This is a genomic window from Mesorhizobium sp. B2-8-5, assembly GCF_006440675.2.
GTDB lineage: Bacteria > Pseudomonadota > Alphaproteobacteria > Rhizobiales > Rhizobiaceae > Mesorhizobium.
The window spans coordinates 3,305,936-3,330,163 of the sequence record NZ_CP083951.1; the positions used below are offsets into that span (position 1 = coordinate 3,305,936).

Genomic DNA, 24,228 nt, shown 5'->3' on the forward strand with positions numbered 1-24,228 from the left:
GATAGGCCCCATGCGGCAAAGGAAAGATGATGGGGATTTCTCCCCATGGGGCTAGCAGTGCCTAAAGCGCGCCGCGACGAGCGGATTCGGGCGACGCTCCAAGTCTTTGTTTCGATACTTGTCGTTGCCCCAAAACGCTGCGCAATTTGGATATGCGTTAGAGCAGGCCGTGCTGGTGCCGGTGGTGATATGGGTCAGCACCTCTATCTCGCGCCGCGTCAGGCCGTGCGCCGATGAGGTGGTGGGCCTGGCCAATGCGTTAAGGCGATCGAGATCAGGCGCGGCGCCGAGTTCCACAAAAACCGAACGCGCGGCGTCGAATTCGAGTCCCGCGCCATCCTCGTCCGCGAGCATACGGCAGGCCTGGCCGGCCAGCACGCGCAGCCGCGCCTCCAGATAGGGAGCGCCGGCACGTTGCCAGATCGCGAGCGCCGCGCGGAAGTGACCGAGCGCAGCCGCGGCGTTGCCGTCGTGCATTTCGATTTCGCCTCTTGCCTGAGATGCGATCGCACCCAGTATCTCGGTCGCGAACCGGCTGGCGGTCGCTTCCAGCTCACGGCAGGCGTTGCGGGCCTCCTCGATCGCCCCGGCGATTGCAATTTCGATCATCGCCGGAAGCAGACGGGCACGGCTGAGCGGTGCTTCAGTGGTGGCGAGCACACGGCGCAGGGTCGCTGCCGCCTGCTCCGTGCGACCTTGCATCAGGCGCAGCAAGGCCATGCCCGGCTGCGGCTCGAGTCCTAGCCGGCTGGCATTCCGGTACATCTCCTCGGCGGCGGCGAATTCGCCGCGCAGGCGGTGGATTTCGGCTTCTTGATAGGCGGCGCCCGCGATCGTGTTGTCGCGAGCCGCCTTGGCAACAGGAGAAGATGCCGCACGGCGCGACTCCGCGATCGCCTCCGGCCAATTGCCGTTCATTTCCATGATCTCTGCCCGGTGCAGCATGCAGGCACCGTTGAATTGAACCAGTTGCGGCTGCGCTCCGCACCAGGCCGACAGCGCATCCGTCCATTCGCGGGAGCGATCGAGCGCATAGACCTGGCGGCACTCGGCGATGAGATTGCAATAGACCAGCCCGGTGACTACCGGCGAGAGCTCGCCGCCGATGACGGGCAACATGGCTTCATCCAGAGAGGCGATGCCTTCCTCGACGCGCCCTTGCCGTACCAGCGCGCGACCGAGAACGCATCTGGCGAAAGCGACCAGGTCGATATCGCGACAGCGCTCGCCTATCGCAAGCGCCTGCCTTGCATGCGCAGCGGATGTTTCATCACTGCCTGCCCTGAGATCTTTCTGCGCCGCCAGCAAAGCCAGATAGCCTTGTGTCGAGCATTCGCGACCAAAGCTCTCCACAAGGCGCTGCGCCCGCTGCAGCCATGCGGTTGCGCGGCCCTGCTCGCCCAATGCCAGAAGCCGGGAGCCATGGAAGCAGGCCCAATATGCCGCTCTGTCGTCACGGCCCGCATCGCTGTGCGCTTTGACCAGGCGTTCGGCTGCGGCAACGATATCGGGATCGCGGTCAAGCATTCCAGCCGACCAGAACATGCGCTCCAGATCGTCTGTTCCCAAAGCGGTGACTTCGTCCGCGGCCCGCAGTAACTCCAGCGCATCCGCCCAAGCCCGCTTCTCATAGGCGTCGCGGGCGCGTCGGAGCATTGTGGCAACGCTGTCCATCGACAAGACATAGCACCGGCCGACGGATTTCCGGAAGACCGTCCGGCATGCGCACGCGCTCACGCACCGGCCAGCGGGATCGAAACGCCGATTGCGCAGTGGGAGGACCGGCGCCATGAATTGACACGGCGCACGGGCCAACCGAAACTGCCGCTGCGGTTTAGAATAGAATCGGAAGCATACTGGTTCCAGGTTTGTAGCGGGGATCTTGCTGCTGCGCATAACTGCGGGAGTCTTTCGTGGCCACCACCATCACCTCCCTCGTCCTTTTCCTCATCGGTCTCATTCTCGGCGGCGGCGGCATCTGGCTCGCGGTGCTGGGCGGCAGCTGGTACTACCTGATCGCCGGCCTGGTCTTCCTGATCACCGCCTGGCTGCTGTTCAGGCGCAGGTCGGCCTCGCTCTGGCTCTACGCGCTGTTCGTGCTCGCCACTTTGTGCTGGGCGGTCTGGGAAATCGGCTTCGACTGGTGGCAGCTCGGTCCGCGCGGCGGTGTCATCGTGCTCATCGCCCTGTGGCTGCTGACGCCATGGGCAAGGCGAGGCCTGCGGGGGCCGGACGGACGCGCGCCGCTGATCCTGGCCGTGCTCGCCTCGCTCGCGGTCGCCGGCTATTCGATGACCGCCGACCCCAAGGATATCGGCGGCTCGCTGGGCACCGAGAAGGTGGCGGCGGCGGCCAATCTCGGCGGCGACATGCCGGCCGGCGAGTGGCGCTTCTACGGCCGCACGCCCTTCGGCCAGCGCTATTCGCCGCTCGACCAGATCACGCCTGACAATGTCGCCAAGCTGCAGCCGGCCTGGACCTATCGCACCGGCGACGTGAAAGGCCCCGACGATATCGGCGAGACGACCTATCAGGTGACGCCGCTGAAGATCGGCGACGCGCTGTTCATCTGCACGCCGCATAATTTCGCCATCGCCATCGATGCCGCGAGCGGCAAGGAGAACTGGCGCTACGACCCGAAGATCAAGCTCGACCCCGACCGCCAGCACCAGACATGCCGCGGCGTGGCCTATTATGCCGACGCCAAGATCGCCGCCGGCCAGCCCTGCGCCGCGCGCATCTACCTGCCGACCTCCGACGCCCGGCTGATCGCGCTCGACGCGGCGAACGGGCAGGTGTGTCCGTCCTTCGCCGAGGGCGGCACGCTGAACCTGATGGCCAGCATGCCCTATCCGAAGTCGGGTTATTACTATTCGACGTCGGCGCCGCTGATCGTCGCCGGAAAGATCATCGTCGGCGGCGCGGTCAACGACAATTATTCGACCGAGGAGCCGTCCGGCATCATCCGCGCCTTCGACGTCGATACCGGCGCGCTGCTGTGGAACTGGGATTCCGGCAATCCGGATGTGACGACGCCGCTGCCCGCCGGGCAAACCTACACCCACAACTCTCCCAACATGTGGTCGACCGCGAGCGCCGACGAGAAACTCGGGCTGCTCTACGTGCCGCTCGGCAACCAGACGCCGGACCAGCTCGGCATGGGCCGCAGCGCCAATGTCGAGAAATTCTCGTCCTCGATCACCGCGCTCGACCTCAACACCGGACAATTGCGCTGGGTGCGGCAGACCGTGCATCACGATCTGTGGGACATGGACGTGCCGGCGCAGCCGTCGCTGGTCGACATCACCACGGCGAACGGCGGGGTGCCGGCGCTGGTCGGGCCGACAAAGCAGGGAGATCTCTACGTGCTCGACCGGCGCACGGGCGAGCCGATCATTCCGGTGAAGGAAGTCCCGGCGCCCGGCGGCGCGATCGAGGGCGATCATGCCTCGCCGACGCAGCCGGCGTCCGACCTTTCATTCAATCCGAAGCCGCTGACCGGCACCGACATGTGGGGCATCACCATGTTCGACCAACTGGCGTGCCGGATCGAGTTGAAGAAGCTGCGCTATGAGGGACGCTACACGCCGCCCTCGCTGCAGGGCTCGCTGATCTACCCCGGCAATTTCGGCGTCTTCAACTGGGGCGGCGTCGCGGTCGATCCGGTGCGGCAGGTGATGTTCGGCATGCCGACCTACCTCGCCTTCACCTCGAAGCTCATTCCGCGCGCGGACGTGCCGGCGCCGGGCGACAACACCAAGGGCAGCGAGCAGGGGCTGAACCGCAACGACGGCGCGCCTTACGCGGTGGTGATGGGACCGTTCCTGTCGCCGCTCGGCATTCCCTGCCAGGCGCCGCCCTGGGGCTATGTCGCCGGCGTCGACCTCAAGACGGGAAACATCGCCTACAAGCACCGCAACGGCACCGTCTACGACATGACGCCGCTGCCTTTGCCGCTGAAGGTCGGCGTGCCGGGTATTGGCGGGCCGATGATCACGGGAGGCGGCGTGGCGTTCCTGGGCGCCGCGGTCGACGATTATCTGCGCGCCTATGACCTCATCACCGGCCGGCAGCTCTGGCAGGCGCGGCTGCCGGCGGGCGGGCAGTCGACACCGATGACCTATACGGTGGCCGACGGTCGCCAGTTCGTCGTCATCGTCGCCGGCGGCCACGGCTCGGTCGGCACCAAACCGGGCGATTACGTGATGGCCTATACGCTGCCGAAATAGGTGCGGGTGAGGCCGGTCTGCTACGAAAGCAGGAAGCCCGCCAGCAGGACGGTCAGGAGAAGCGACACGGGTACGGCGAGAAGCCAACGAGCCTCCAGGACACTGTTCCGATAGTCTTCCATTTTCTCGCTCCAACCTTTTAAGACGGCTCCAGCGCGCAACCCGCCAGCGCTGGAGCCTCTGCTTCGTGCTCAACCGCCGTCGCGGGAGCTTCCGGCAGTCGGTCAACGGAGGGTCGGTTGGTTCGTTCCTGGCGCAAGTCCCCAGTCGGCTATCGGTTCCGACTGAAGTCGCACATCACAAGCATTGGTCCCAAGGACGAAACATATAGCCCGCTATCTCATTGTGTCCCGACTGGCGGCCATGAGTCCCTTCATCGCCAGTTTATGGATGTCCGTCACCCCAGCAGGATGGCGGGCATCCGTTGAGGGTGGGCAAGAGGTGGACGGTGTCGATTTCCAATGAGTTGCGAGACGTGAGCATCCGTTACGAGCGCCCTAGCCGCCACTCGCCGACTATCAAAACCGGTTTATGGTTCAAGGCGGTAAGCATCTTCAGCTGCGATGACTGCAAGACCAAATTGACGTCTGGCACACATACTAACGGAGGCAAACCATGATCGAAACTTCCAGATCCCTGGAGACCAAGGTGGCGGGTCTGCATGAGAGGATGCAGACGGCCAACGTCAGCGTGGATGATATGGTCGCATTTCAGAAGGTCGCCGACATTTTGGACAATGGTCGCGGCGGCATCGACGTCGATGACCTGATCGCACTGTCCTTTGTCACGTCGGATGAGTGCTCAGGAAAATGCTAAATGGGACCGGAGGCGTCAGCGATAATGGTTTTGCTTTCGTGCAGTCCGGAGTGGGCTTGTCGGCCGCTCGAAATCGCGCCTCAAATCTACTCCGTCGATAAATGCAGAGCGGCCTTGGCGGATCGTTTGGCCAAGTCCCCTGTCGGCGAAATTATTGGCCAGTGCAGGGAGATTGACGCTACGTTTACCGATTCGCTGCCGCCTGGATATTCCGCCCTAACAATCACCCGAGGCACAAAAACTACGAACTATCTTGTTCCCCATGAGGCGGACTAAGCGGCTTCGCCGGTGGGACGCCTTCGGTCGTCAGAAAGCGGATCGGCCCCGCCGTCGAATGGCCGAGCCGCTCAAGACCTGTTCGGAACGCTTCAAAGCCCGAGATGGCCCCTCAGGCTCGGCACCTGGTCCAGCACCTGGTTGGTCAGGTCCGGGCCGGCGGCGGCTTCGGCCTGCTTGATCAAGGTTTCGCCGGCCTGCCGGATCTGCGCCATGTCGAGGCCGGACGCCTTCAGCACGGCGACGCCGTTGATCAGCGCACCGGCTTTTTCGCCGAGCACGCCGCCGAGCGCGCCCTGCAGCGACGACAGAAGTCCGCCGCCCGAATTGGCCGTCGCGCCGGCGGCCATCACGTCGTATCTCTGCGCCAGCGCACCGGCGCCGGGTATCTGGTCGAAGAAGGACGAAACGCTGGTGCCGTCCGCTTCGTGCTCCAGCACGGAAAAGATGGTGCCGACAACCTTCTCGGTGGTCGGCTCGTCGAGGCCGGCCTTCGAGGAAACGGTGTTGATGATGTCCTGGGCGTTCATGGCATTCCCCTTTTCGTCATTCGTATCGGCGAGGCGGCTCGGCCAACTTCGTGTCCTAATGTGACAGCACCATCAAGACTTTCAGAAATGACCAAAATGTGATGAATCAAGCTGCTTGTCGGCGCAGCGGCTCTACTAAGATTCCCCAAGGGATCATCACCCGGGCGTGACTGGACCGTGCAATTCTCGACCCTATGTTGCGGATCACCCGCCAATCGTCGAGGACAGCCATGACCGAACCCGTTGCCAAGCCCGTCATCACTCAGCCTGTCATCAGTCAGGCGATGATCGATGCCTATGACGAATACACGCATCTGACGCTCGACCGCCGCCGCTTCATGGAGCAGTTGACCAAGCTGGCGGGCTCGGGCGCCGCGGCGGCTGCGATCGCGCCGATGCTGGCGGCCAATTCCGCCCAGGCCGCGATCGTCGCCGAGGACGACAGCCGCGTTAAGGGCGGGGACGTCACCTATCCCGGCTCAAGCGGCGAGATGAAAGCCTATCTGGTCAAGCCGGCGGATCAGTCGGGCAAGCTCGGCACCGTCATCGTCATCCACGAGAACAGGGGTCTCAACGCACATATCCGCGACGTCGCCCGGCGCGTGGCGCTGGAAGGGTTCGTCGCGCTGGCGCCGGATTTTCTGTCGCCGCTCGGCGGTACGCCGTCCGACGAGGACAAGGCGCGCGACATGTTCACCAAGCTCGACGCTGCCCAGGTCGCGGCCGACGGCGTGGCGACGATCGCCTACCTCAAGGGCCTCAAGGACGGCAACGGCAAGGTCGGGGCGGTCGGCTTCTGCTGGGGCGGCGGCGCGGTCAACCAACTTGCCGTCCATGCGCCGGACCTCAGCGCCGGCGTCGCCTATTACGGCATGCAGCCCAAGGCCGAGGACGCCGCGAAGATCAAGGCGCCCCTGCTTCTGCATTATGCCGGGCTGGACAACAGGACCAATGCCGGCATCGACGCCTACAAGAAGGCGCTCGACGCCGCGCATGTCGAATACACCGTCTATGTCTATGACGGCGCCAATCACGCCTTCAACAACGACACCTCGGCCGCGCGCTACGACAAGAAGGCCGCCGATCTCGCCTGGGGGAGGACGATCGCCTTCCTGAAGGAGAAGCTGGCATAGCTGTGTTGATATTCAGGTGAGCCCGGCCTGGAAACGGCGCCTCCACAGCCGTCGGCAGATCATCGCTGCGCCGGCTTGTGGAAGGCCACGCCGGCGATGACCAGCGAAATGCCGATGCAGTCGGTGACGCTGGGCACCTGGCGCAGCACGACGACGCCGATCAGCGTTGCCGTGAGCGGCAGGAGCGAGAGCATCAATGCGAAGCTCGCGCGCGGCAGCCGCGCCATGGCGAACTGGTCGCAGATGTAGGGGATGACCGAGGAGCAGACGCCGACGCCGATCGCGGCGACGAGGAGTTGCGGCGACGAGAAGGCAGGCAGCGCCTCGCGAAAGCCGATGGGCAACACGATGAGAAAAGCGACTGCCATGGCGGTGCCGAGGCCGGCGATGCCGATGCCTGCCTGGGCGACGCGGTGACCGATCACGATGTAGCCGACGAAGAGGGCACCATTCAAGAAGGCCCAGAACAAGCCGACCGGATCGCTGGACCATTTCACGTCGATGAGCAGCAAGGTGCCGACAACGGCAATGGCGAGCGCAGCAAAGTTGCGCGGGCTGCGCAGGCCGACCAGCGCGACCGCGATCGTGCCGACGAATTCGATCGCCGCCACCAGCGAGATCGGCAGGCGGTCGAGCGCTAGATAGAACGAGCAGTTCATCACCGCCAGGCAGATGCCGAAGGCCAGCAGCAGCAGCCGCTGAGCGCGATCCGCGCGGGCGAAGACGCGCCAGGGCCTTGTCAGCGGGGCGAAGATGACAGCGGCGGTGGCGATGCGCAGCCAAGCCATGCCGAGGACGCCGACCTGAGCGAAAAGCAGCACCGCGAAGGCCGGGCCCAGATAATGGAACACGGCGCTGACGCAGAACCAGACATGCGGCGGTAATGCGTTGGCCGTTCCAGCAAGTGTGGTGGGGCCGGCGAGGGCGGGGCGTGTATCGAAATCACCGCTGGCCTGCTTTGCAGCCGGAATTTGCGTTTGAGCTTTCATAGGAGCATTATCGCAGGCAAAATTCACGGAATATATGCGCGATGAACGGCTTGGTGCCCAGTTTCGCTTTCTGATGGAAGAGATTTGATTTGAAAAACCTTCGAAGTGAAAATGTCGACATCGACGCGATCGATCTGAAGGTCCTGCGTCTGCTGGAAAAGGACGCGCGCATCAGCACGGCGGAATTGGCGCGCGCGGTCGGGCTGTCGGCGCCGAGCGTGGCGGAGCGCATCCGCAAGCTGCAGGAGAACGGCGTGATCGAGGCCTATACGGTCAGGATCAATCCGGCCGCTCTCGGCATGAAGCTGTCGGCATGGCTGAGAATAAGGCCCGTGCCGGGACAGCTTTCGGTGGTAGCGGACATCATCCGCGAGCTGCCGGAAATCGCGCAATGCGACCGGGTCACCGGCGAGGACTGCTTCATCGCGCTTGCTCATGTCGGCTCTGTGAGCGAGCTCGAGCGGGTGATCGACCGGATCATCCCCTATGCGATGACCAACACCGCCATCATCCAGTCGTCGCCGGTCGAGCCGCGCTCGCCGCTGGGCGGATTCAAGCAGCTATGACTGGGCAGAGATGGCTGGGCAGCGGCGATGGATCAAGCGTGGCCGCGCTTCATGCGCGCCTGCTTCAGAATCGCGCGCCAGCGGATCATGTCGAACGGGATAGGTTCGTTGTTGTTGGCGATGTGGAAGATCTCGTTGTTGACGTTCTTCAGCGATCGCCAGAAATCATAGTCGGTGATGCGTGGATCGGCCGCCAACCGTTCCACTTCGACCTTGATGTCGGTTTTCATGCACTGTCCTCGCACCGCATTCCGCCAGCCGCCCGCGCGTAAACCCGGTAGGGCGGTTTTCGAACGCACCGGTGAGTCGTTCAACGGACTCAACCGACTTGTTCACGTTAAAACCTTGGTAAGGTTAACGCGGGCGCGCGGGTTTTCAAGCGCCCTTGCGCTTGATGCCGATCGAGCGGCCGGCGCGCTCGGGCATCGGCAGCGCCGCATGGGCGGCGCGCACGGCCTCCAACTTGGCCATCACGTCGGCGGGGAAGGGGGCGACCTTCGGTCCTTCCATGTCGACATGCAGCGACAGCGTTTCGGACGTGGCGGCAAGCCAGCCGTCGACATGGCGGATTTCCTGATAGGTTCTCAACCGCTTGTCGTCATGATCGATGAGCTGGAACGATACCTTGACCGTGTCGTGGAGATGCAACTCGCGTACGTAGCAGACATGGACTTCCGCGGTGTAGACGCTGAGGCGGCGCTCCTTGGTATAGCTCGAGTCCACTCCCATCATTGCGAACGCTTCGTCGGTGCCGCGATCGAACAGCACGTTGTAAAAGGCCATGTTGAGATGGCCGTTATAGTCGATCCAGTCCTTCTCGATCGCCAATGGGCGGGAAATGATGGGCGCGGGGATCGTCATATGGTTTCCTTGATCGTCGCTGGACAGAGCGTGGTTGGTGAGGTTCTGTTCATGTGGCGCAATTCCGGACGGAAAACCGCTTCACACTTTTCCCGGAATTGCTTTAGGCATCATCCATAGCTGCATAACAAGGGTGGCCGCTGGTCCATTCGCGGAGGAATTCATGGCTTTGAGCGACCTCAACCCCGTCGAACGCAACGAGGAAGGCATCGCCGCGGTGCTCGGCATCCTCAAGCAGCGCTTCGGCGAGCGCTTCCAGACCGGCGAGGCGATTCGCGGCCAGCACGCGCACACCACCACCTATATCCCGACCCAGGCGCCCGACGGCGTCGCTTTCGTCGAGACAGCCGCGGACGTGCAGGAGATCGTGCGCGCCTGCGCTGTCCACCGCGTGCCAGTCATCGCCTTCGGCGTCGGCTCCTCGCTCGAGGGCCACACCAACGCGCCGGGCGGCGGCATTTCCATCGACACCTCGCGCATGAACCGGATCCTGGCCGTCAATCCGCAGGATCTCGACTGCAGCGTCGAGCCCGGGGTGACGCGCGAGGACCTCAACAGGCACCTGCGCGACACCGGCCTGTTCTTTCCGATCGATCCCGGCGCCAACGCGTCGCTGGGCGGCATGGCGGCGACGAGGGCTTCCGGCACCAACGCGGTGCGCTACGGCACCATGCGCGAAAACGTGCTGTCGCTGACCGCCGTCATGGCCGACGGCGAGACGGTGACGACCGGCAAGCGGGCGAAGAAAAGCTCGGCCGGCTACGACCTGACGCGGCTTCTGGTCGGCTCGGAAGGCACGCTCGGCGTCATCACCTCGCTGACGCTGAGACTGCAGGGCATTCCGCAGGCGATCTCAGGCGGCGTCTGCCCGTTTCCAAGCCTGGAAGCGGCCTGCAACACGGTGATCGCGACGATCCAGATGGGCATCCCGGTGGCGCGCATCGAACTGGTCAACGCGCTGCAGATGCGGGCGATGAAGAACTATTCCAAGCTCGACTATCCGGAGAGCCCGTGCCTGTTCGTCGAGTTCCATGGCAGCGACGCCGGTGTTGCCGAGCAGGCCGAGATGTTTGGCATGATCGCCGAGGAGAATGGCGGGGGGCCGTTCCTGTGGACCAGCGTCGCGGAGGAGCGGACAAAACTCTGGAAGGCGCGGCACGACGCCTACTGGTCGTCGCTGACGCTGCGCCCCGGCGCCAAGGGGCTGTCGACCGACGTCTGCGTGCCGATCTCGCGGCTTGCCGAATGCGTCACGGAAACCGAGGCCGACATTGCCGAGATGGGGCTTGTCGCGCCGATCGTCGGCCATGCCGGCGACGGCAATTTCCATGTGCTGGTGCTGATGGATGTCGACAATCCTGAAGAGATCGCGCTCGCCGAGAAATTCGTCGCCCGGCTCAACATGCGCGCGATCGCCATGGAAGGCACCTGCACCGGCGAGCACGGCATCGGCCAGGGCAAGGTCGGCTTCCTGCACCACGAACTCGGCCATGGCGTCGATGTCATGCGCACGATAAAGCAGGCGCTCGATCCGCTCAACATCATGAATCCCGGAAAGATATTGCCGGCGGCGGGGTAACCGCCGACCCGAGGCTATTCCTGAACGCCCTCGACCAGCTTCTGCAGCATGGGCCGCGTCGGCGCGAAGAAGGTCGTGCCGGTATGCGGCGTCGAGAAGTCGAGCAGCCGGTCGTAAGCGCCTGGCGGTTCGCCGACATACATGCGCTGCAGCATTTTTTCGATCACCCACAGATAGCGCGTATAACCGATGAAATAGGTGCCGAACTCGTTCTGGCCGGGGCGGCCGAACGGCATGTTGTCGCGCAGGATGTCGTATTCGTTGCCGGCGTCGTCCTCGATGGTAGCCAGCGACTTGTGCGACTTGCGCGGCTTGTCGTCGTCATCGATCTCGATGTTGTCGATCTTGGTGCGGCCGATGATTTCTTCCTGGACATGCGTCGGCGTTTTGCCCCAGGCGGCCATGTCGTGCAGGTATTTCTGCACGACGACATAGCTGCCGCCGCCAAAGTCGCCGTCCTCGTCGCCGACCAAAGCGGAGGCGGGCACGTCGAGGCCGGTCGGATTGGCTGTGCCGTCGACGAAGCCCAGAAGATCGCGCGCGTCGAAATAGCGAAAGCCGGACACCTCGTCGGCGACGGTCACGCTGGCGCCAAGACTGTTCAGCAGGATGCGCTCGAACTCGAAGCACATGTCGGGCCGCTCGGCGCGGATGTGGAAGAGCAGATCGCCGGGGGTCGAGGGCGCCGAATGCGCCGAACCCTCGATCGGCGCGAAGGGTTTCAGCTCGCGCGGCCGGCGGTTGGGCGACAGTCGGTTCCAGAGCCCTGCGCCGATGCCGGCGATGCAGGACAGCCGGCCCGACAGGTCGCGGAAGCCGACATTCTTGACGAGGTCGTCGAGCTCGCCCAGCACTGAAGCGACGGCCGAAAGCGCCGCCTTGTCGCCGCCGACCGTGACGACCAGGAAAATCGCTGCTTGCGACAGCGGCGCGTCGACGCTCTGCGCGTCGATCGGCACTCTATCCCAGTTCTTGCCTGACATCGGGGACGCTCCATGTTGGGTTCAGATTCATGGCGGCCAAGGACGCGGCCGGAAGGGCAGGGATTTGCAAAAGAGATATCGCGACCGCGAGCGGTCACGCAACTGGAGACATTGGCGGCTGTCGCACGCTGAATTGCCTCTTTATCGACACGCGGATGCGGGTAGAGTGCGGCTGACTTTCAACCCGGGAAACAGATGCTCGCCCGCCTGTTCGTGATCTTCGGTGGCCTGTTCGTGCTGGTGCTGTGCGCGGCGCTGGTGGTGCCGTATTTCATCGACTGGACGGGTTACCGGGGCGATTTCGAGCGCGAGGCGAGCGCCATCCTCGGCCGCAAGGTGACGGTGAAGGGCGACGCGACGGCGCGGCTGTTGCCGTTTCCGTCGGTGACCTTCTCCAATGTCGAGGTCGCGGGGGGGCCGGAAGGCCAGCCGGCGATGACGGTCGAGACCTTCTCCATGGATGCCGAGCTCGCGCCATTCCTGCGCGGCGAGGTGCTGATCTTCGACATGCGGCTGGTGCATCCGAAAGCCACCATCAATGTCGCCGGCGACGGCACCGTCGACTGGACGCTCCGGCCCTCGACGCCCTTCGACCCAGGCCAGATCGCGATCGAGAAGCTGTCGGTAACCGAAGGGCAGATCGAATTGCGCCACGCCGCCGGCGGACGCAGCCATCTGATCTCGGAGATCAACTCGACCATTTCGGCCAAGGCGCTCACCGGCCCATGGCGCATGGACGGAACGCTGCGCTTCGACGGCCTGCGCGCCGACGTCTCGGCTTCGACCGGCAAGGTGGAGCCGGACGGCCAGATGCGGCTCAGGTTGAAAGCGGATCCCGATGCCTATCCGCTGATCATCGAAACCGACGGCAATGCCGGCATCGTCAAGGGCGCCGCGGTCTATTCCGGCCAGTTCAAGATTTCGGGTGACGACAGGAATTCGGCCGAGCTGCGCGGCAACGAGGGCAAGCCGGTCAAGATCAGCACCGGCAAGCCCGACCCAGGCTTCCGGCTGAACGGCAAGTTCGCGCTCGACCACCAGAAGCTCAATTTCGACGAGTTCCGCTTCGAGACCGGGCCGCTCGACAATCCCTATACCGCCGACGGCAAGGCATCGGTCGATCTCGGCCTGAAGCCGCATTTCTCGGTTGAGGCCAGCGGCGCGCAGGTGCAGTTCGACGAGGCCGTCGGCGGGGCCGCTGGCGCCGGCTTTACGCTCGACCAGCGCATCGCGGCATTCGAGCGGACGCTGCAGCACATGCCGAAGCCGACCATACCGGGCACGGTCGAGGTCAGGCTGCCGGCGGTGGTGGCGGGCGACACGACGGTGCGCGACGTGCGGCTGTCGGCCGAGCCGGTCGAAGGGGGCTGGTCGGTCAAGTCGCTCGCCGCGACGCTGCCGGGCCGCACGACGCTCGAAGCCGACGGCATGTTGAGCGTGGAAGACCACTTCGGCTTCACCGGCTCGTTGCTGCTCGCCGTCGGACAGCCGTCCGGCTTTGCCGCCTGGCTGTCGAAGGATGTCGACGAGGCGATCCGCCGGCTGCCCGCGGCAGGCTTCAAGGCCAAGGTCGATCTCAGCGAGAACCGGCAGTCCTTCAGCGATCTCGAGCTCATCCTCGGCAAGGCGAAGTTTGCGGGCAGCATCGATTCCAGCCAGCCGGATGGCGCCAGGCCGTCGGTGCTGATGCAGCTGACGGGCGGCGAGATGGACCTGGACGGGCTCGCCGCCTTCGCCTCGATCTTCATCAGCGACAAGGGCGCCAACCGTTTTTCGGATCGCGATCTCGATTTCCAGATCAAGGCGGGTCCAGTCAGCGCTGCCGGGCTCAGCGCCGACACCGTCGACACGGCGCTGCGGCTGCGCGAGGGCCTGCTCGAGATCGATCGGCTTTCGATCGGCGGCCTGGCCGGCGCCTCGATCAGCGCTACGGGCCGGGTCAAGGATTTCCCGCAGAGCCCGACCGGCAAGCTCAACGCTTCCGTGGTGGCGGTGGACCTCAAGCCGCTGATCGATGTCGCCGCACAGCACTATCCCGACAATGGCGTGCTCAAAGGCCTGGCCAGCCGCGCGGCGGCCTATCCCGAACTGTTCCAGGACGCGCGCATCGATCTCTTGACCAGTGCCGCCGACAATGGCGACGGCACCACGGGCTTGGCGCTCTCAGCCCAGGGCAAGGCCGGCGGCTCGGCCTTCTCGGCGTCGCTTTCCGGCAAGGGGACCGTGGACAAGCTCTCCGAGGCGCCGGTGTCGATCACCTTCAACGCCCGCAACGACAACGCCACCACGCTGCTTGCGCTTTACGGCCTGCCTGCGCTGCCGCTCGGCATGCTCGGCCACGCCAACACCGACGTCTCGGCGAAGGGCTCGGTTGCCGGCGGTCTCGCGACCAGCTTCAACCTGACGGCCGATGATTTCAGGGCAGGCTTCGACGGAACAGTCGCCTCGACGGCGCAAGGCCCGACCGCCAAGGGCAAGGTCAGTCTCGATGCCGCCGATATCGAGCCGTGGCTGATGACGACGGGCGTAGGCCTGCCCGGCATGGGAACCGGGACGGCAACGTCGCTGGCGGCCGATGCCGATTTCGGCAATGGGCTCTTGGTGCTGAGCGGTCTTATCGGTTCGATCAACAAGGCGGCGGTTTCCGGCGACGTCAACATCGACGACGCCAAGGATGGGCTGCCGCATCTTGCCGGGGCGCTGGCGCTCGACGAGCTCGACCTCGATCCGCTGGCGGTCTCGCTGTTCGGCGACCAGTCTTTCGCCCCCGCCAAGGGCGGCTGGCCGACGACGCCGTTCAGCCAGAAGTCGACGCTGCCGTTCAACGCGGATCTCGATCTCAACACGTCGGCGCTCGCCGTCGGGCCCTTCGCCACGGCGCATGACGCTTCATTCTCCCTGAAGCTCGACCGCGAAGGCATCCACGTCTCCGACCTCAAGGCGAAGCTCTACGGCGGCGACCTGACCGGCCTGTTCGACCTGAAGAACACGGAGGGCACCGGCCTGTTCTCCGGCCAGATGAGGCTGGCCGGCAGCGATCTTTCCGCGGTTCTGCCCGGCGCCGGTATCGGCGGCAGCGGCGATCTTTCGACGGCGCTGTCGACCAGCGGCAAATCCGTCGACGCCATGATTGCGGCCTTGTCCGGATCCGGCACAGCGGCGCTGAAGGGATTGAAAGTGGACGGCATCAATCCGGGCGGCTTTGCCGCCATGATCGCCAAGGCCGACGCGATCGGACGCGACATCGACACGGCCAAGACGGCGGAGTTCGCGCCCCAGATCGCCGGGGAGGGCAGCTTCGCCGCCGGCGATACCGATGTGGCCTTCACCGTCGCCAACGGCACGTTGCGGGCGCCGCCGATCAGCCTCGACAATCCCGGCGCGACCTTGTCCGCCGACGTGACGGCCGATCTCAACACAAGCACCGTCACGGCAAAAGGGGCGCTGACCTACCACGCTGGCGACGAGGCGCTGGTCGGTTCCGAACCGGCCGTCAATTTCAGCCTGGCCGGTCCGCTCGGGGCGACCGCGCCCCAGTTCGACAGCGGCCCTCTGGCGCAGTTCCTGACGCAGCGCGCGCTGGAGAAGGAACAGCAACGGGTCGAGGCGATGCAGGCGGCGCTCTTGGAGAAGCAGCGGCTGCGGCGCGAGGTGCGCTATTACGCCTCGCTGCAGACGGAGCGCGACAACGCGGCCGAAGAGTTGCGCCGGCAAGAGGAAGAGGCGCGGCAGAAGGCCGAGGCGGAAGCCAGGGCGAAAGCCGAAGCGCAAGCGCAGGCACAGGCACAGGCTGAAGCGCAGGCAAAGGCTGAAGCTGAAGCAAAAGCCAGGGCCGACGAAGAGGCCAGGGTGAAGGCGGAAGCCGACGCCAAGGCGCAGGCCGAAGCGGACGCCAAGGCCAAGGCCGATGCACAGGCGAAGGCCGAGGCCGAGCAGCGGGCCGCGGACGAGGCGGCCAAGGCACAGGCCGATCGCAAGAAGGCCGAGCAGGCGAAGCTGGAAGCAGCACGCAAGGCGGCCGCGCAAACGCCGAAGGCCGAGGGGGCGCTGCCCGGCGTCAATGATGGTTCGACTTCAGCGCCGGCGAAGCCGAAGGCCAACCCGTTCACGATCGACAATCTGTTGAAGTCGCTCGACGGCGGTTGAGCTTCGCGTCACATAGCGAATTAGCCTCCGCGCCTAGGCTGTTCCTGGCGCGAGAGCAGGCGCCGCAGCATCGGTTCGATGCGCGAAAGCTCGTCGAGATGCGCGGCCGACAAGTCGGCCAGGCGATCGTCGGCCAAAGGGGTAAGCTGCAGCAAGACGCGGCGGTGATCGCTCTTGTCCTGATCGCGTATCACCAGGCCTGCCTCCGCAAGGCGGTTCACCAGTTCCACCGCGCTGTGGTGGCGGATGCGCAGCCGCTCGGCAAGCTCGCCCACCGTCACCGGTCCGCCGCCGGGAAATCCCTTGATCGCCAGCAGCGCCTGGTGCTGGCGCGGCGTGAGGCCCGCCTCGTTCGCCTGGACCTGGCTGAATTCGAGAAAGCGGCGGATCAGATAACGGAACTGCGACAGCCGCTGGTAGTCGGCCTGGCTGATGGCGGGGCGTGGTTTCGGCGGCGTCATTTCCCGACTTATGGTCTTTTCCCGCAAAAGCTCAACTGGCCGTCGCGATCCCTGTCCAAAATGACGCGGTGCAGCGATTGAAAACAGCCTTGCAGATTTATATCGTATTACGATATGAGGCCGCCTGAAACCGGACGGCCTTCGCGCCGCCAGAAAGTTCAGGCTCCCAGAATGAAACCTGCTCACGCCGGCAACGGCAATCTCCGCGACTTCACGACCGATCCGCGTGTTCTGCTGATCGCGGCCATTGCCGTCGTGGTGGCGACCGCTGGGCTCTTCGCCGGCATCGCACTTCTGCAGCTCATCCGTCTTGCCACCAACATCGCCTATTTCGGCCAGTTCTCACTGGCCGAACTCAAGCTCGAGGACTCGCCGCTGGGCTATGCCGCCGTGATCGTCCCGGTGATCGGCGCGCTGATCATCGGCCTGATGGCGCGCTTCGGCAGCGAGAAGATCCGCGGCCACGGCATTCCCGAGGCCATCGAGGCGATCCTGCTCGGGCGCTCGCGGCTCGACGCCAAGGTCGCGGTGCTGAAACCGCTGTCTTCGGCGATCTCGATCGGGTCGGGCGGACCGTTCGGCGCCGAAGGCCCGATCATCATGACCGGCGGCGCCATCGGCTCGCTGATCGCGCAGATGCTGCCGGTCAGCGACAATGAGCGCAAGACGCTGCTGGTGGCGGGTGCGGCGGCCGGCATGACGACCGTTTTCGGCACGCCGATCGCCGCCATCATGCTCGCCGTCGAATTGCTCCTGTTCGAATGGACGCCGCGCAGCTTCATCCCTGTCGCCGTCGCCGCGATCGTCGCGGAAGTCGAGCGCAGCTTGCTGCACATGCCGGGTCCGATCTTTCCGTTCTCGGGCAGCATGGAGGCATCGATTGCAGGATTGGGCGGCTGGGTGCTGGTGGGCATTGCCGCCGGGCTGCTTTCGGGCCTGCTGACGCAACTGGTCTATGCCTGCGAGGACGCCTTCCTGAAGCTGCCGATACACTGGATGTGGTGGCCGATGATCGGCGGCCTGGTGGTCGGCATCGGCGGCCTGATCGAACCGCACGCGCTTGGCGTCGGCTACGACAACATCGCCAATATGCTCGACGGCCGCACCGTCGTCACCGCCGCGCTGCTGCTGCTGGTGGTGAAGGCCATCATCTGGTCGGTGGCGCTGGGGTCCGGGACCTCGGGCGGCGTGCTGGCGCCGCTGCTCATCATGGGCGGAGCGATGGGAGCGGTGCTCTCGGGCATCCTGCCCGAGGCAAGCCCCGGCTTCTGGCCGCTGCTGGCGATGGCCGCGACCATGGGCGGCACGATGCGCGCGCCGTTGACCGCGACTTTCTTCGCCACCGAGCTCACCGGCAACACGCATGTCCTGGTGCCGCTGATCGCGGCCTGCGCCACCGCTCACGCGGTCACCGTGCTGTTGATGAAGCGCTCGATCCTGACCGAAAAAGTGGCGCGACGCGGGCATCACCTCGTGCGCGAATACCGCGTCGACCCTTTCGCTTTGACAAGGGTCAAGGAAGTGATGACGACCAAGGTCGAGAGCGTGCCGGCGACGATGACGCTGCACGGCGCGGCAACGTTCCTGACCGCGCCGGACACGCGGCACCCGAGCTTCCCGGTGGTCAACGGGGAGGGGCATGTGCTCGGCGTCATCGATCCGCCCGCGATCCTGCGCTGGCGGCGCGCCGGCAAGCATCGCAGCACGACGCTCGGCGAATTGCTCGCCGGCAGCAAGATCACGCTGGCTTATCCGGACGAATATCTGGAGGCGCTTTCCGACAAGCTCCTTAACGCCAATATCTCGCATCTGCCGGTCGTCTCACGCGACGATGAACGGCTTGTCGGCTATATCGGCTGGAAAGACATGATGCGGGTAAGGTCGAAAAAGCAGGCGGAGGAGCGCGACCGGTCGGCCCTGCTCAGCTTCGGCGCCAAGCGCAAGGCAGGGCAAAGCGTGGGCGATCCGGCTTAGGCATCACGGCGCCGCGCCGCCGCGCTTCGCCCAGGCCAGCACATAGAGCCTCAGCGCGGACGACAGGTTGGCGTCGCGGGTGCGCGTCTCGTCGATCTCCGCGACCAGGGCCGCGAGCGACAGCGAACGCTGCGCGGCGATGGCGATGAGATCGTCATAAAAAGGCTGTTCCAGGGAAAAGCTGGTGCGGTGACCGCGGATCGTTACCGAACGTTTTTCGACCGCGGCCATTGCAGGGACTCAGCGCTCGCCGGGGTCGTCGGGTTTTTCCCGGCGATGGCCGGCCACGAATTTCCCGGCCTTTTCCGATGCCAGCCGGTCACGCTCGCGCTCCGTCTTCGAGCGGCCGTGCAGCGCCCGGTTCTCGCCGGCCTGGCGTTCTTTCTCGATGCGCGCTTTCTGCTTGCGGGCCTGGCGGAGATTGACGACCTCGCCCATGGCGCTGGCTACTTCTTGCGGAAGGCGTCGAGCGAAACGACGTCGGCGCCCTTGCCGCCGGTCTCGGCGACCGCCGGCTTCTTCTCGGCCTCGGCGGCCTTCTTTTTGGATTCCGGCTTCTTCTCGGGGACGACGGCGACCGGCTCGGGCGCCGGAGCGGCGGCCTCGTCTTCGGCGCTCTCCGTCTTGACGTCGAATTCGAGCTCGAAATTGACCGACGGATCGTAGAAGCCGCGCACGGCCGAGAAGGGGATTTCGAGCTTCTCCGGCACGTCGGAGAAGGAAAGTCCGACCTCGAAGCCGGCATCCGTCACCTTCAGGTCCCAATACTGGAACTGGATGACGATGGTCATCTGCTCCGGATAGCGCTCGCGCAGCCTGGACGAGATGCGCACGCCCGGCGCGCCGGTCAGGAAGGTGATGAAGAAATGATGATTGCCCGGAAGGCCAGTGCGCGCGACTTCGGCCAGGACCTTGCGCATGACGCCGCGCAGAGCCTCCTGGGCCAGAATGTCGTAGCGGATGTGGTCGTCGGCCATCTGATGGTCGGGTTCCGTTGAATCGTCCGCATAGCTGTAATCAAGCTTGAGCGCGGCGTAAACCGCATATAGGCGCAAAGCCGTGAGGCCAAGAGGGGCGTCGGCGATTTGATCGCTCAGGCGTGAACGAGCGCCGCCTGTTTGCCGGCCGGCAATTTCTTCCTGGCGAAGGCGCCGAGAAAGGTCCGCACACCGTTGGCGGCGGAGCGCAGCACCTCTTCCTCGGTTGGTAAGCCGCCCAGCATGAAAGTGATCTGAAGCTCGGCGTTGACGAGGGCGAGGAACTGACGCGCCGCGACGTCGGGGTCGCCGATCGACAGGTGACCGGCGAAGGCAAGCCGGGCGAAGCGCGCGGCAAGCGCCGACCAAGTGCGGCCCGGGCCTTGTTCGCGCCATTCGGCAAACAATTCCGGATAGCGCTCGCCTTCGGCCTGGATCAGCTTGCGCAGGAAACGGCCGTCGCGGTTGCAGATGCAGTTGCGGTTCATGCGCACCGCAAAGGCGACCAGGTCGGCTTCCAGGTCCGTAGGCTGGTCGGGAAAGGTGGCGATGGTGGCGAAGATGCCGGCATTACAGCGCTCCGTCAGGTCGCGCACGACGGCGACGAAGAGCTTTTCCTTATCGCCGTGATGGTTGTAGACAGTCTGGCGTGAAACGCCGGCCTCGGCCGCGATCAGGTCGATATTGGCGCCGGCATAGCCTTCCCGACAAAAAACCGAAGCAGCAGCCTCCACCACCGACACCCGCTTGGCCTCGTGGCTGCGTGGCGGGAAAGTGTCAGGAGAAATGCCGTGTTTCATGAAAATCTATATAGCGGTGATTGACGAATTGGACAAGCCTGTCTAAATTTGTGGACACAATAACGGGAAGTCTGCGCTACCGAGACGAAACAAGTTCGCTTTAGTGACGGATGAATTCGCTCTCAGGTGTCGGATTTCCGCGGGATGGAACGTCCTGGGTTCAGACGCCGATATTCGCGGCGGCAACCATATCCGAAAAGAGCCTTATCATGAGTCCAAAATTCCTCCGCATCGCGGTCGTGCTCGGCTTGTTGTCCGCGATCGGCCCGTTTGCGATCGATATGTATCTCCCCGCGCTGCCTTCGATCGGCCAGGATCTGCATGCCGGCACAGCCGCCGTGCAGATGAGCCTTCTGATCTTCTTCCTGTCAATGGGCTTCGGGCAGATCGTCGTCGGACCGATCTCCGACATGGTCGGCCGCAAGGCTCCGCTTTATGCCGGCCTTGCGCTGTTCATGGTCGGCGGCGTCGGCTCGGCGATGGCGCCGACCATCGAGTGGCTGATCGCCTTCCGCTTCCTTCAGGGTCTTGGCGCCAGCGCCGGCATGGCGGTGCCGCGCGCCATCGTGCGCGACCTACACACCGGCAACGAGGCCGCCAAGCTGATGTCGCTTCTGATGCTGGTGTTCTCGGTGTCGCCGATCCTGGCGCCGCTGACCGGCAGCCAGATCATCGAGAGTTTCGGCTGGCGCGCCGTGTTCTGGACGGTGACGGGTGCCGCTGCTTTGGCCACCATCCTGCTTGCCACCTCGCTCAAGGAGACGCGGCCGGTCGAAGAGCGCGCCGGCTCGTCCTTCGGCACGGCGCTTGCCGGCTACCGCTACCTGATGGGCGACCGCAACTTCCTCGGCCTTGTGGCGATCGCGGGCTTCGGCATTGCGAGCTTCTTCGTCTATCTGTCGAGCTCGTCCTTCATCCTGATCGACCATTACGGCCTGTCGCCGTCGGTATACAGCGTGTTCTTCTCGATCAACGCGGTGGCCTTCATCGGCATGTCGCAACTGACCGGGATGTTGGCCGACCGTTTTGGTTTGAAGCGTGTCGTCTGGGTGGCGGTCACCGGCTATGCCACGGTCATGGTGGCGCTGTTCGCCATCATGGCCTCGGGTGTCGACCGGCTCGACGTGATGGCCGCGCTGCTCTTCGTCGGCTACGGCTTCCTTGGCCTTGTCATCCCGACAACCTCGGTGCTGGCGATGGAAGAGCATGGCGAGATCGCCGGCACGGCCTCGGCGCTGATGGGCACGCTGCATTTCGCCATCGGCGCGCTGGCGATGGGCGTCGCCGGCATCTTCTTCGACGGCACGCCGTTGCCGATGGTGGCCGGCATCACGCTCTGCGCGGTGATTTCCTTCACGCTGGCCAAGCTGACGCTCGGCCGCGAGCGCGAAGCGGTCGAGGCGCCGGCGGAGTAAGGCAATCACAGACAAGACAGAAAAGGTCGGGCTTGCCCGGCCTTTTTCATGTCTGTTGCAAGCCGGCCTGATCGATGACGAAGCGCAACCGTTCCTCGACCGGAGCGAGAGGCAACGGCACCAGTTCGTAACCGAACTCCACATAGACGCCGGTCACCGAGCGGAATGTGCGCCCGGCCTCGTCGAGCGTCTGCTTGCGCTCCTCGTCCTGGGTGAAGATCTCCGGCCAGGGTGGCGCGACGAAGACGCGGCGCGCGTAGCGGAATTTCCTCGCAGCGCTTGTGAGGTGGTCCGGTACCGGCAGGCCGCAGAGCTTGAGATAGCCGATCGAGTCGGGCGCGCCGCGATCGAAGAAGATCGGGCCCGGTGGTTCGGCATGCGCGGCGTGCCAGGAGCGCAGCTCCCACGACAGCATCAGCTCGGCAAAGAGCGCGCGATCCTGCCAGGGAAGGGCAGGGCCGCCGATGGCCATCTGGTCGCGGATGATGCCGCGCCCGGCCTCAGGCGCCGTCGCGAAGCCCTGGGCCCGCAGTGCTTCGATCAAGGTGGTCTTGCCGGAACCTGGTCCGCCGGTCAGCACGAAGAATCGATCGCAATCGTTTCGCATCGCTTGTCTATGGAGGATGAGCGGCAAGGCTGTGCGCCGCGCATCGAGCGCCGGACGAGCCTTGGCCGTTCGGTTGGTGGGAAGAAGCAAAAGAGGGGAAGGTGGAGGTTTCTGTTGCCAGGTACCTCCGAACCCCGCCTAGAAGTGCGAACCGCTAGGGCTTGATTTGAAGCGTTCGCGCCGCATTAAGCAGCGAGACGAGCTTCCGCATAGTTGTCGTTGGCAACTATAAGTTTAGCCCGATGACGGTGGTACAATGCCGGGCAAAAGTACGATCTTTACACCTTCGTCGATCCTATTTCGCCCCCAGCAAAAGCCGCTCCGTCAGCCAGAGCGGTTTTTGGTGGAGGCGCCGGGTACCGCCCCCGGGTCCGAACGGCTTATTTCATCGCCTGTTTATCGCCATAGTCGGTCAAGCCGACGAAACGAATATAGGGATCGATAACGGAAAAAGAAAGGCCAAACCGGCGCTTATCCGGTTATGCCAAACTGCGCAGCCAAGGGTTGACTTGCGCGCCCACTCAATCAAATCTCGCTGCCGGTGAGGAGTCTCTGACCTAACGCACAGGTTGCGTAGCGCGCCACAACCCTCACCGATCGGATCGGTGGCGCCGACGAGGGGAAGTTTGATGGCCGACTATCTTGCGGATGTGAAGAAATACGATGCCGGCGCCAGCGCCGACGCGGTCGATAAGATCGTCAAGCATCTGGGCATTGCGCTCAGGAACCGCGACTCCTCGCTGGTGTCCTGCACCGACCCGAAGGAGCTCGACCGCGTGCGGGAGAACTGGATCGGCAAGAAGCTCGGCATCGCGGATGCCGCAAAGGCGAATGCGTCGATCGAGAAGACCTGCAAGGCGATGCATGCCGACAACACTAAGAGCCGCGTGACCTTCTACTATCTGGTTGCCAAGGACCTCGGCAAACTCGGATCTCTGTAAGGCACAGCCACCCCGCGGCCGGCACGAAACCGTGCCGGTGCCGTGGGTTTTTTGGCGCGATCCACATCCGCACTCTGCTTTGCGGTGTTCGATCGGCTGTCGGTCGGGTATGATTGCCTGTTACCCGAATCGAGGCGGAGCCGATGCGCCAATATCTCGACCTGTTGAAGCATGTGCTGGAAAACGGCGCCGACCGCGGCGACCGCACCGGAACAGGCACGCGCTCGGTGTTCGGCTACCAGATGCGCTTCGACCTGTCGCGCGGTTTCCCGGTCACCACCACCAAGAAGCTGCATCTGAAATCGATTATCCACGAACTTCTCTGGTTCCTGGCCGGCGACACCAACATCAAATATCTCAACGACCATGGCGTGACCATCTGGGACGAATGGGCCGACGAGAATGGCGATCTCGGCCCGGTCTACGGCAAGCAATGGCGCTCATGGCCGGACGGTCACGGCGGCGCGATCGACCAGATCGCGGGCCTTTTGAAGGAGATACGCAGGAATCCTAACTCGCGCCGGCTGATCGTCTCGGCCTGGAATCCGGCCGAAGTCGAGGCGATGGCGTTGCCGCCCTGCCACTGCCTGTTCCAGTTCTATGTCTCGGAGGGCAGGCTCTCGTGCCAGCTTTACCAACGCTCGGCCGATATCTTCCTCGGCGTGCCATTCAACATCGCTTCCTATGCCTTGCTCACCATGATGGTGGCGCAGGTGACCGGGCTGAAGCCCGGCGATTTCGTCCACACACTGGGCGACGCGCATCTTTATTCGAACCATTTCGAGCAGGCGCAGGAGCAGATGCTGCGCACGCCCAAAGCCTTACCAACGATGTGGATCAATCCGGAGGTGAAAGACCTCTTCGCCTTCCGCTTCGAGGATTTCCGGCTTGAGAATTATTTCGCGGATGCGAGCATCAAGGCGCCGATCGCGGTATGAGCCAGCC

At 64.3% G+C, this 24,228-nt stretch carries 22 protein-coding genes and 1 other RNA gene; 10 read left to right on the forward strand and 13 right to left on the reverse strand.

The genetic code is table 11. The features are described 5' to 3' along the window. Positions 1 to 51 precede the first annotated feature (51 nt). Positions 52 to 1,674, reverse strand: a complete 1,623-nt coding sequence (locus FJ430_RS15960) for a tetratricopeptide repeat protein (protein WP_226892239.1) — start codon at positions 1,672 to 1,674, stop codon at positions 52 to 54. Positions 1,675 to 1,913: 239 nt separating this feature from the next. Here FJ430_RS15960 and FJ430_RS15965 point away from each other — a divergent pair, with 239 nt between their 5' ends. Together FJ430_RS15965 and FJ430_RS15970 are read left to right on the forward strand one after the other, a co-directional pair. Further along, positions 1,914 to 4,229: a glucose/quinate/shikimate family membrane-bound PQQ-dependent dehydrogenase gene (locus FJ430_RS15965; protein ID WP_140705891.1), complete on the forward strand. Its 2,316-nt coding sequence runs from the start codon at positions 1,914 to 1,916 to the stop codon at positions 4,227 to 4,229. A gap of 615 nt (positions 4,230 to 4,844) precedes the next feature. Next, the gene (locus FJ430_RS15970; protein WP_140705889.1) at positions 4,845 to 5,045 is read left to right on the forward strand and encodes a hypothetical protein; all 201 of its coding nucleotides are present in this window, start codon (positions 4,845 to 4,847) and stop codon (positions 5,043 to 5,045) included. A gap of 368 nt (positions 5,046 to 5,413) precedes the next feature. Here the strand turns inward: FJ430_RS15970 and FJ430_RS15975 are convergent, their stop codons facing one another. Further along, positions 5,414 to 5,851: a hypothetical protein gene (locus FJ430_RS15975; protein ID WP_140655056.1), complete on the reverse strand. Its 438-nt coding sequence runs from the start codon at positions 5,849 to 5,851 to the stop codon at positions 5,414 to 5,416. A 230-nt stretch (positions 5,852 to 6,081) separates the two neighbouring features. Here FJ430_RS15975 and FJ430_RS15980 point away from each other — a divergent pair, with 230 nt between their 5' ends. Continuing rightward, the gene (locus tag FJ430_RS15980) at positions 6,082 to 6,984 is read left to right on the forward strand and encodes a dienelactone hydrolase family protein (protein ID WP_140644135.1); all 903 of its coding nucleotides are present in this window, start codon (positions 6,082 to 6,084) and stop codon (positions 6,982 to 6,984) included. Positions 6,985 to 7,043: 59 nt separating this feature from the next. Here the strand turns inward: FJ430_RS15980 and FJ430_RS15985 are convergent, their stop codons facing one another. Continuing rightward, positions 7,044 to 7,973, reverse strand: a complete 930-nt coding sequence (locus FJ430_RS15985; protein WP_140705885.1) for an EamA family transporter — start codon at positions 7,971 to 7,973, stop codon at positions 7,044 to 7,046. An 89-nt stretch (positions 7,974 to 8,062) separates the two neighbouring features. Here FJ430_RS15985 and FJ430_RS15990 point away from each other — a divergent pair, with 89 nt between their 5' ends. Beyond that, positions 8,063 to 8,539 (forward strand): Lrp/AsnC family transcriptional regulator, encoded by a 477-nt coding sequence (locus FJ430_RS15990; protein ID WP_140655065.1) that lies wholly within the window; start codon positions 8,063 to 8,065, stop codon positions 8,537 to 8,539. A 32-nt stretch (positions 8,540 to 8,571) separates the two neighbouring features. Here FJ430_RS15990 and FJ430_RS15995 read toward each other — a convergent pair whose 3' ends face one another. Both FJ430_RS15995 and FJ430_RS16000 read right to left on the reverse strand, forming a co-directional pair. Beyond that, positions 8,572 to 8,769, reverse strand: coding sequence for a hypothetical protein (locus FJ430_RS15995; RefSeq protein ID WP_027168755.1), 198 nt, complete (start codon positions 8,767 to 8,769; stop codon positions 8,572 to 8,574). A gap of 145 nt (positions 8,770 to 8,914) precedes the next feature. Beyond that, positions 8,915 to 9,400, reverse strand: coding sequence for a thioesterase family protein (locus FJ430_RS16000; RefSeq protein WP_140655068.1), 486 nt, complete (start codon positions 9,398 to 9,400; stop codon positions 8,915 to 8,917). A gap of 163 nt (positions 9,401 to 9,563) precedes the next feature. On the opposite strand from FJ430_RS16000, the gene FJ430_RS16005 reads away from it, so the two are divergent. Further along, positions 9,564 to 10,979, forward strand: a complete 1,416-nt coding sequence (locus FJ430_RS16005; protein WP_140705883.1) for an FAD-binding oxidoreductase — start codon at positions 9,564 to 9,566, stop codon at positions 10,977 to 10,979. A 14-nt stretch (positions 10,980 to 10,993) separates the two neighbouring features. Here the strand turns inward: FJ430_RS16005 and FJ430_RS16010 are convergent, their stop codons facing one another. Beyond that, complete coding sequence (locus FJ430_RS16010; protein ID WP_140705881.1) at positions 10,994 to 11,962, reverse strand: Dyp-type peroxidase; 969 nt, start codon at positions 11,960 to 11,962, stop codon at positions 10,994 to 10,996. 195 nt (positions 11,963 to 12,157) lie between these two features. On the opposite strand from FJ430_RS16010, the gene FJ430_RS16015 reads away from it, so the two are divergent. Continuing rightward, complete coding sequence (locus tag FJ430_RS16015) at positions 12,158 to 16,108, forward strand: AsmA family protein (protein WP_140705879.1); 3,951 nt, start codon at positions 12,158 to 12,160, stop codon at positions 16,106 to 16,108. A 20-nt stretch (positions 16,109 to 16,128) separates the two neighbouring features. Here the strand turns inward: FJ430_RS16015 and FJ430_RS16020 are convergent, their stop codons facing one another. Further along, positions 16,129 to 16,569, reverse strand: coding sequence for a MarR family winged helix-turn-helix transcriptional regulator (locus tag FJ430_RS16020; RefSeq protein WP_140705877.1), 441 nt, complete (start codon positions 16,567 to 16,569; stop codon positions 16,129 to 16,131). A gap of 171 nt (positions 16,570 to 16,740) precedes the next feature. On the opposite strand from FJ430_RS16020, the gene FJ430_RS16025 reads away from it, so the two are divergent. Beyond that, a complete protein-coding gene (locus tag FJ430_RS16025; RefSeq protein WP_140705875.1) occupies positions 16,741 to 18,543 on the forward strand; it encodes a chloride channel protein in 1,803 nt (600 codons plus the stop codon). Positions 18,544 to 18,546: 3 nt separating this feature from the next. On the opposite strand, the gene FJ430_RS16030 is transcribed toward FJ430_RS16025, so the two are convergent. The 4 genes from FJ430_RS16030 to FJ430_RS16045 form a co-directional block, all read right to left on the reverse strand. Then, complete coding sequence (locus FJ430_RS16030; RefSeq protein WP_140705873.1) at positions 18,547 to 18,774, reverse strand: ribbon-helix-helix domain-containing protein; 228 nt, start codon at positions 18,772 to 18,774, stop codon at positions 18,547 to 18,549. Between the two features lie 9 nt (positions 18,775 to 18,783). Beyond that, the gene (locus FJ430_RS16035) at positions 18,784 to 18,981 is read right to left on the reverse strand and encodes a DUF4169 family protein (RefSeq protein WP_140705871.1); all 198 of its coding nucleotides are present in this window, start codon (positions 18,979 to 18,981) and stop codon (positions 18,784 to 18,786) included. Positions 18,982 to 18,989: 8 nt separating this feature from the next. Next, entirely contained in the window at positions 18,990 to 19,520 is a 531-nt protein-coding gene (locus FJ430_RS16040; protein WP_140644157.1) for an SspB family protein, read from the reverse strand. A gap of 116 nt (positions 19,521 to 19,636) precedes the next feature. Further along, positions 19,637 to 20,320, reverse strand: coding sequence for a TetR/AcrR family transcriptional regulator (locus FJ430_RS16045; protein ID WP_140644159.1), 684 nt, complete (start codon positions 20,318 to 20,320; stop codon positions 19,637 to 19,639). Between the two features lie 209 nt (positions 20,321 to 20,529). On the opposite strand from FJ430_RS16045, the gene FJ430_RS16050 reads away from it, so the two are divergent. After that, complete coding sequence (locus FJ430_RS16050; RefSeq protein ID WP_140655092.1) at positions 20,530 to 21,735, forward strand: multidrug effflux MFS transporter; 1,206 nt, start codon at positions 20,530 to 20,532, stop codon at positions 21,733 to 21,735. A 46-nt stretch (positions 21,736 to 21,781) separates the two neighbouring features. Here FJ430_RS16050 and FJ430_RS16055 read toward each other — a convergent pair whose 3' ends face one another. Both FJ430_RS16055 and ssrA read right to left on the reverse strand, forming a co-directional pair. After that, the gene (locus tag FJ430_RS16055; protein ID WP_140705868.1) at positions 21,782 to 22,342 is read right to left on the reverse strand and encodes an AAA family ATPase; all 561 of its coding nucleotides are present in this window, start codon (positions 22,340 to 22,342) and stop codon (positions 21,782 to 21,784) included. Between the two features lie 100 nt (positions 22,343 to 22,442). Continuing rightward, positions 22,443 to 22,803, reverse strand: a transfer-messenger RNA (tmRNA) gene (gene ssrA, locus FJ430_RS16060). Between the two features lie 168 nt (positions 22,804 to 22,971). On the opposite strand from ssrA, the gene FJ430_RS16065 reads away from it, so the two are divergent. Both FJ430_RS16065 and FJ430_RS16070 read left to right on the forward strand, forming a co-directional pair. Next, positions 22,972 to 23,283: a DUF2853 family protein gene (locus FJ430_RS16065; protein ID WP_140644165.1), complete on the forward strand. Its 312-nt coding sequence runs from the start codon at positions 22,972 to 22,974 to the stop codon at positions 23,281 to 23,283. Between the two features lie 143 nt (positions 23,284 to 23,426). After that, positions 23,427 to 24,221 (forward strand): thymidylate synthase, encoded by a 795-nt coding sequence (locus FJ430_RS16070; protein ID WP_140705866.1) that lies wholly within the window; start codon positions 23,427 to 23,429, stop codon positions 24,219 to 24,221. Positions 24,222 to 24,228 lie beyond the last annotated feature (7 nt).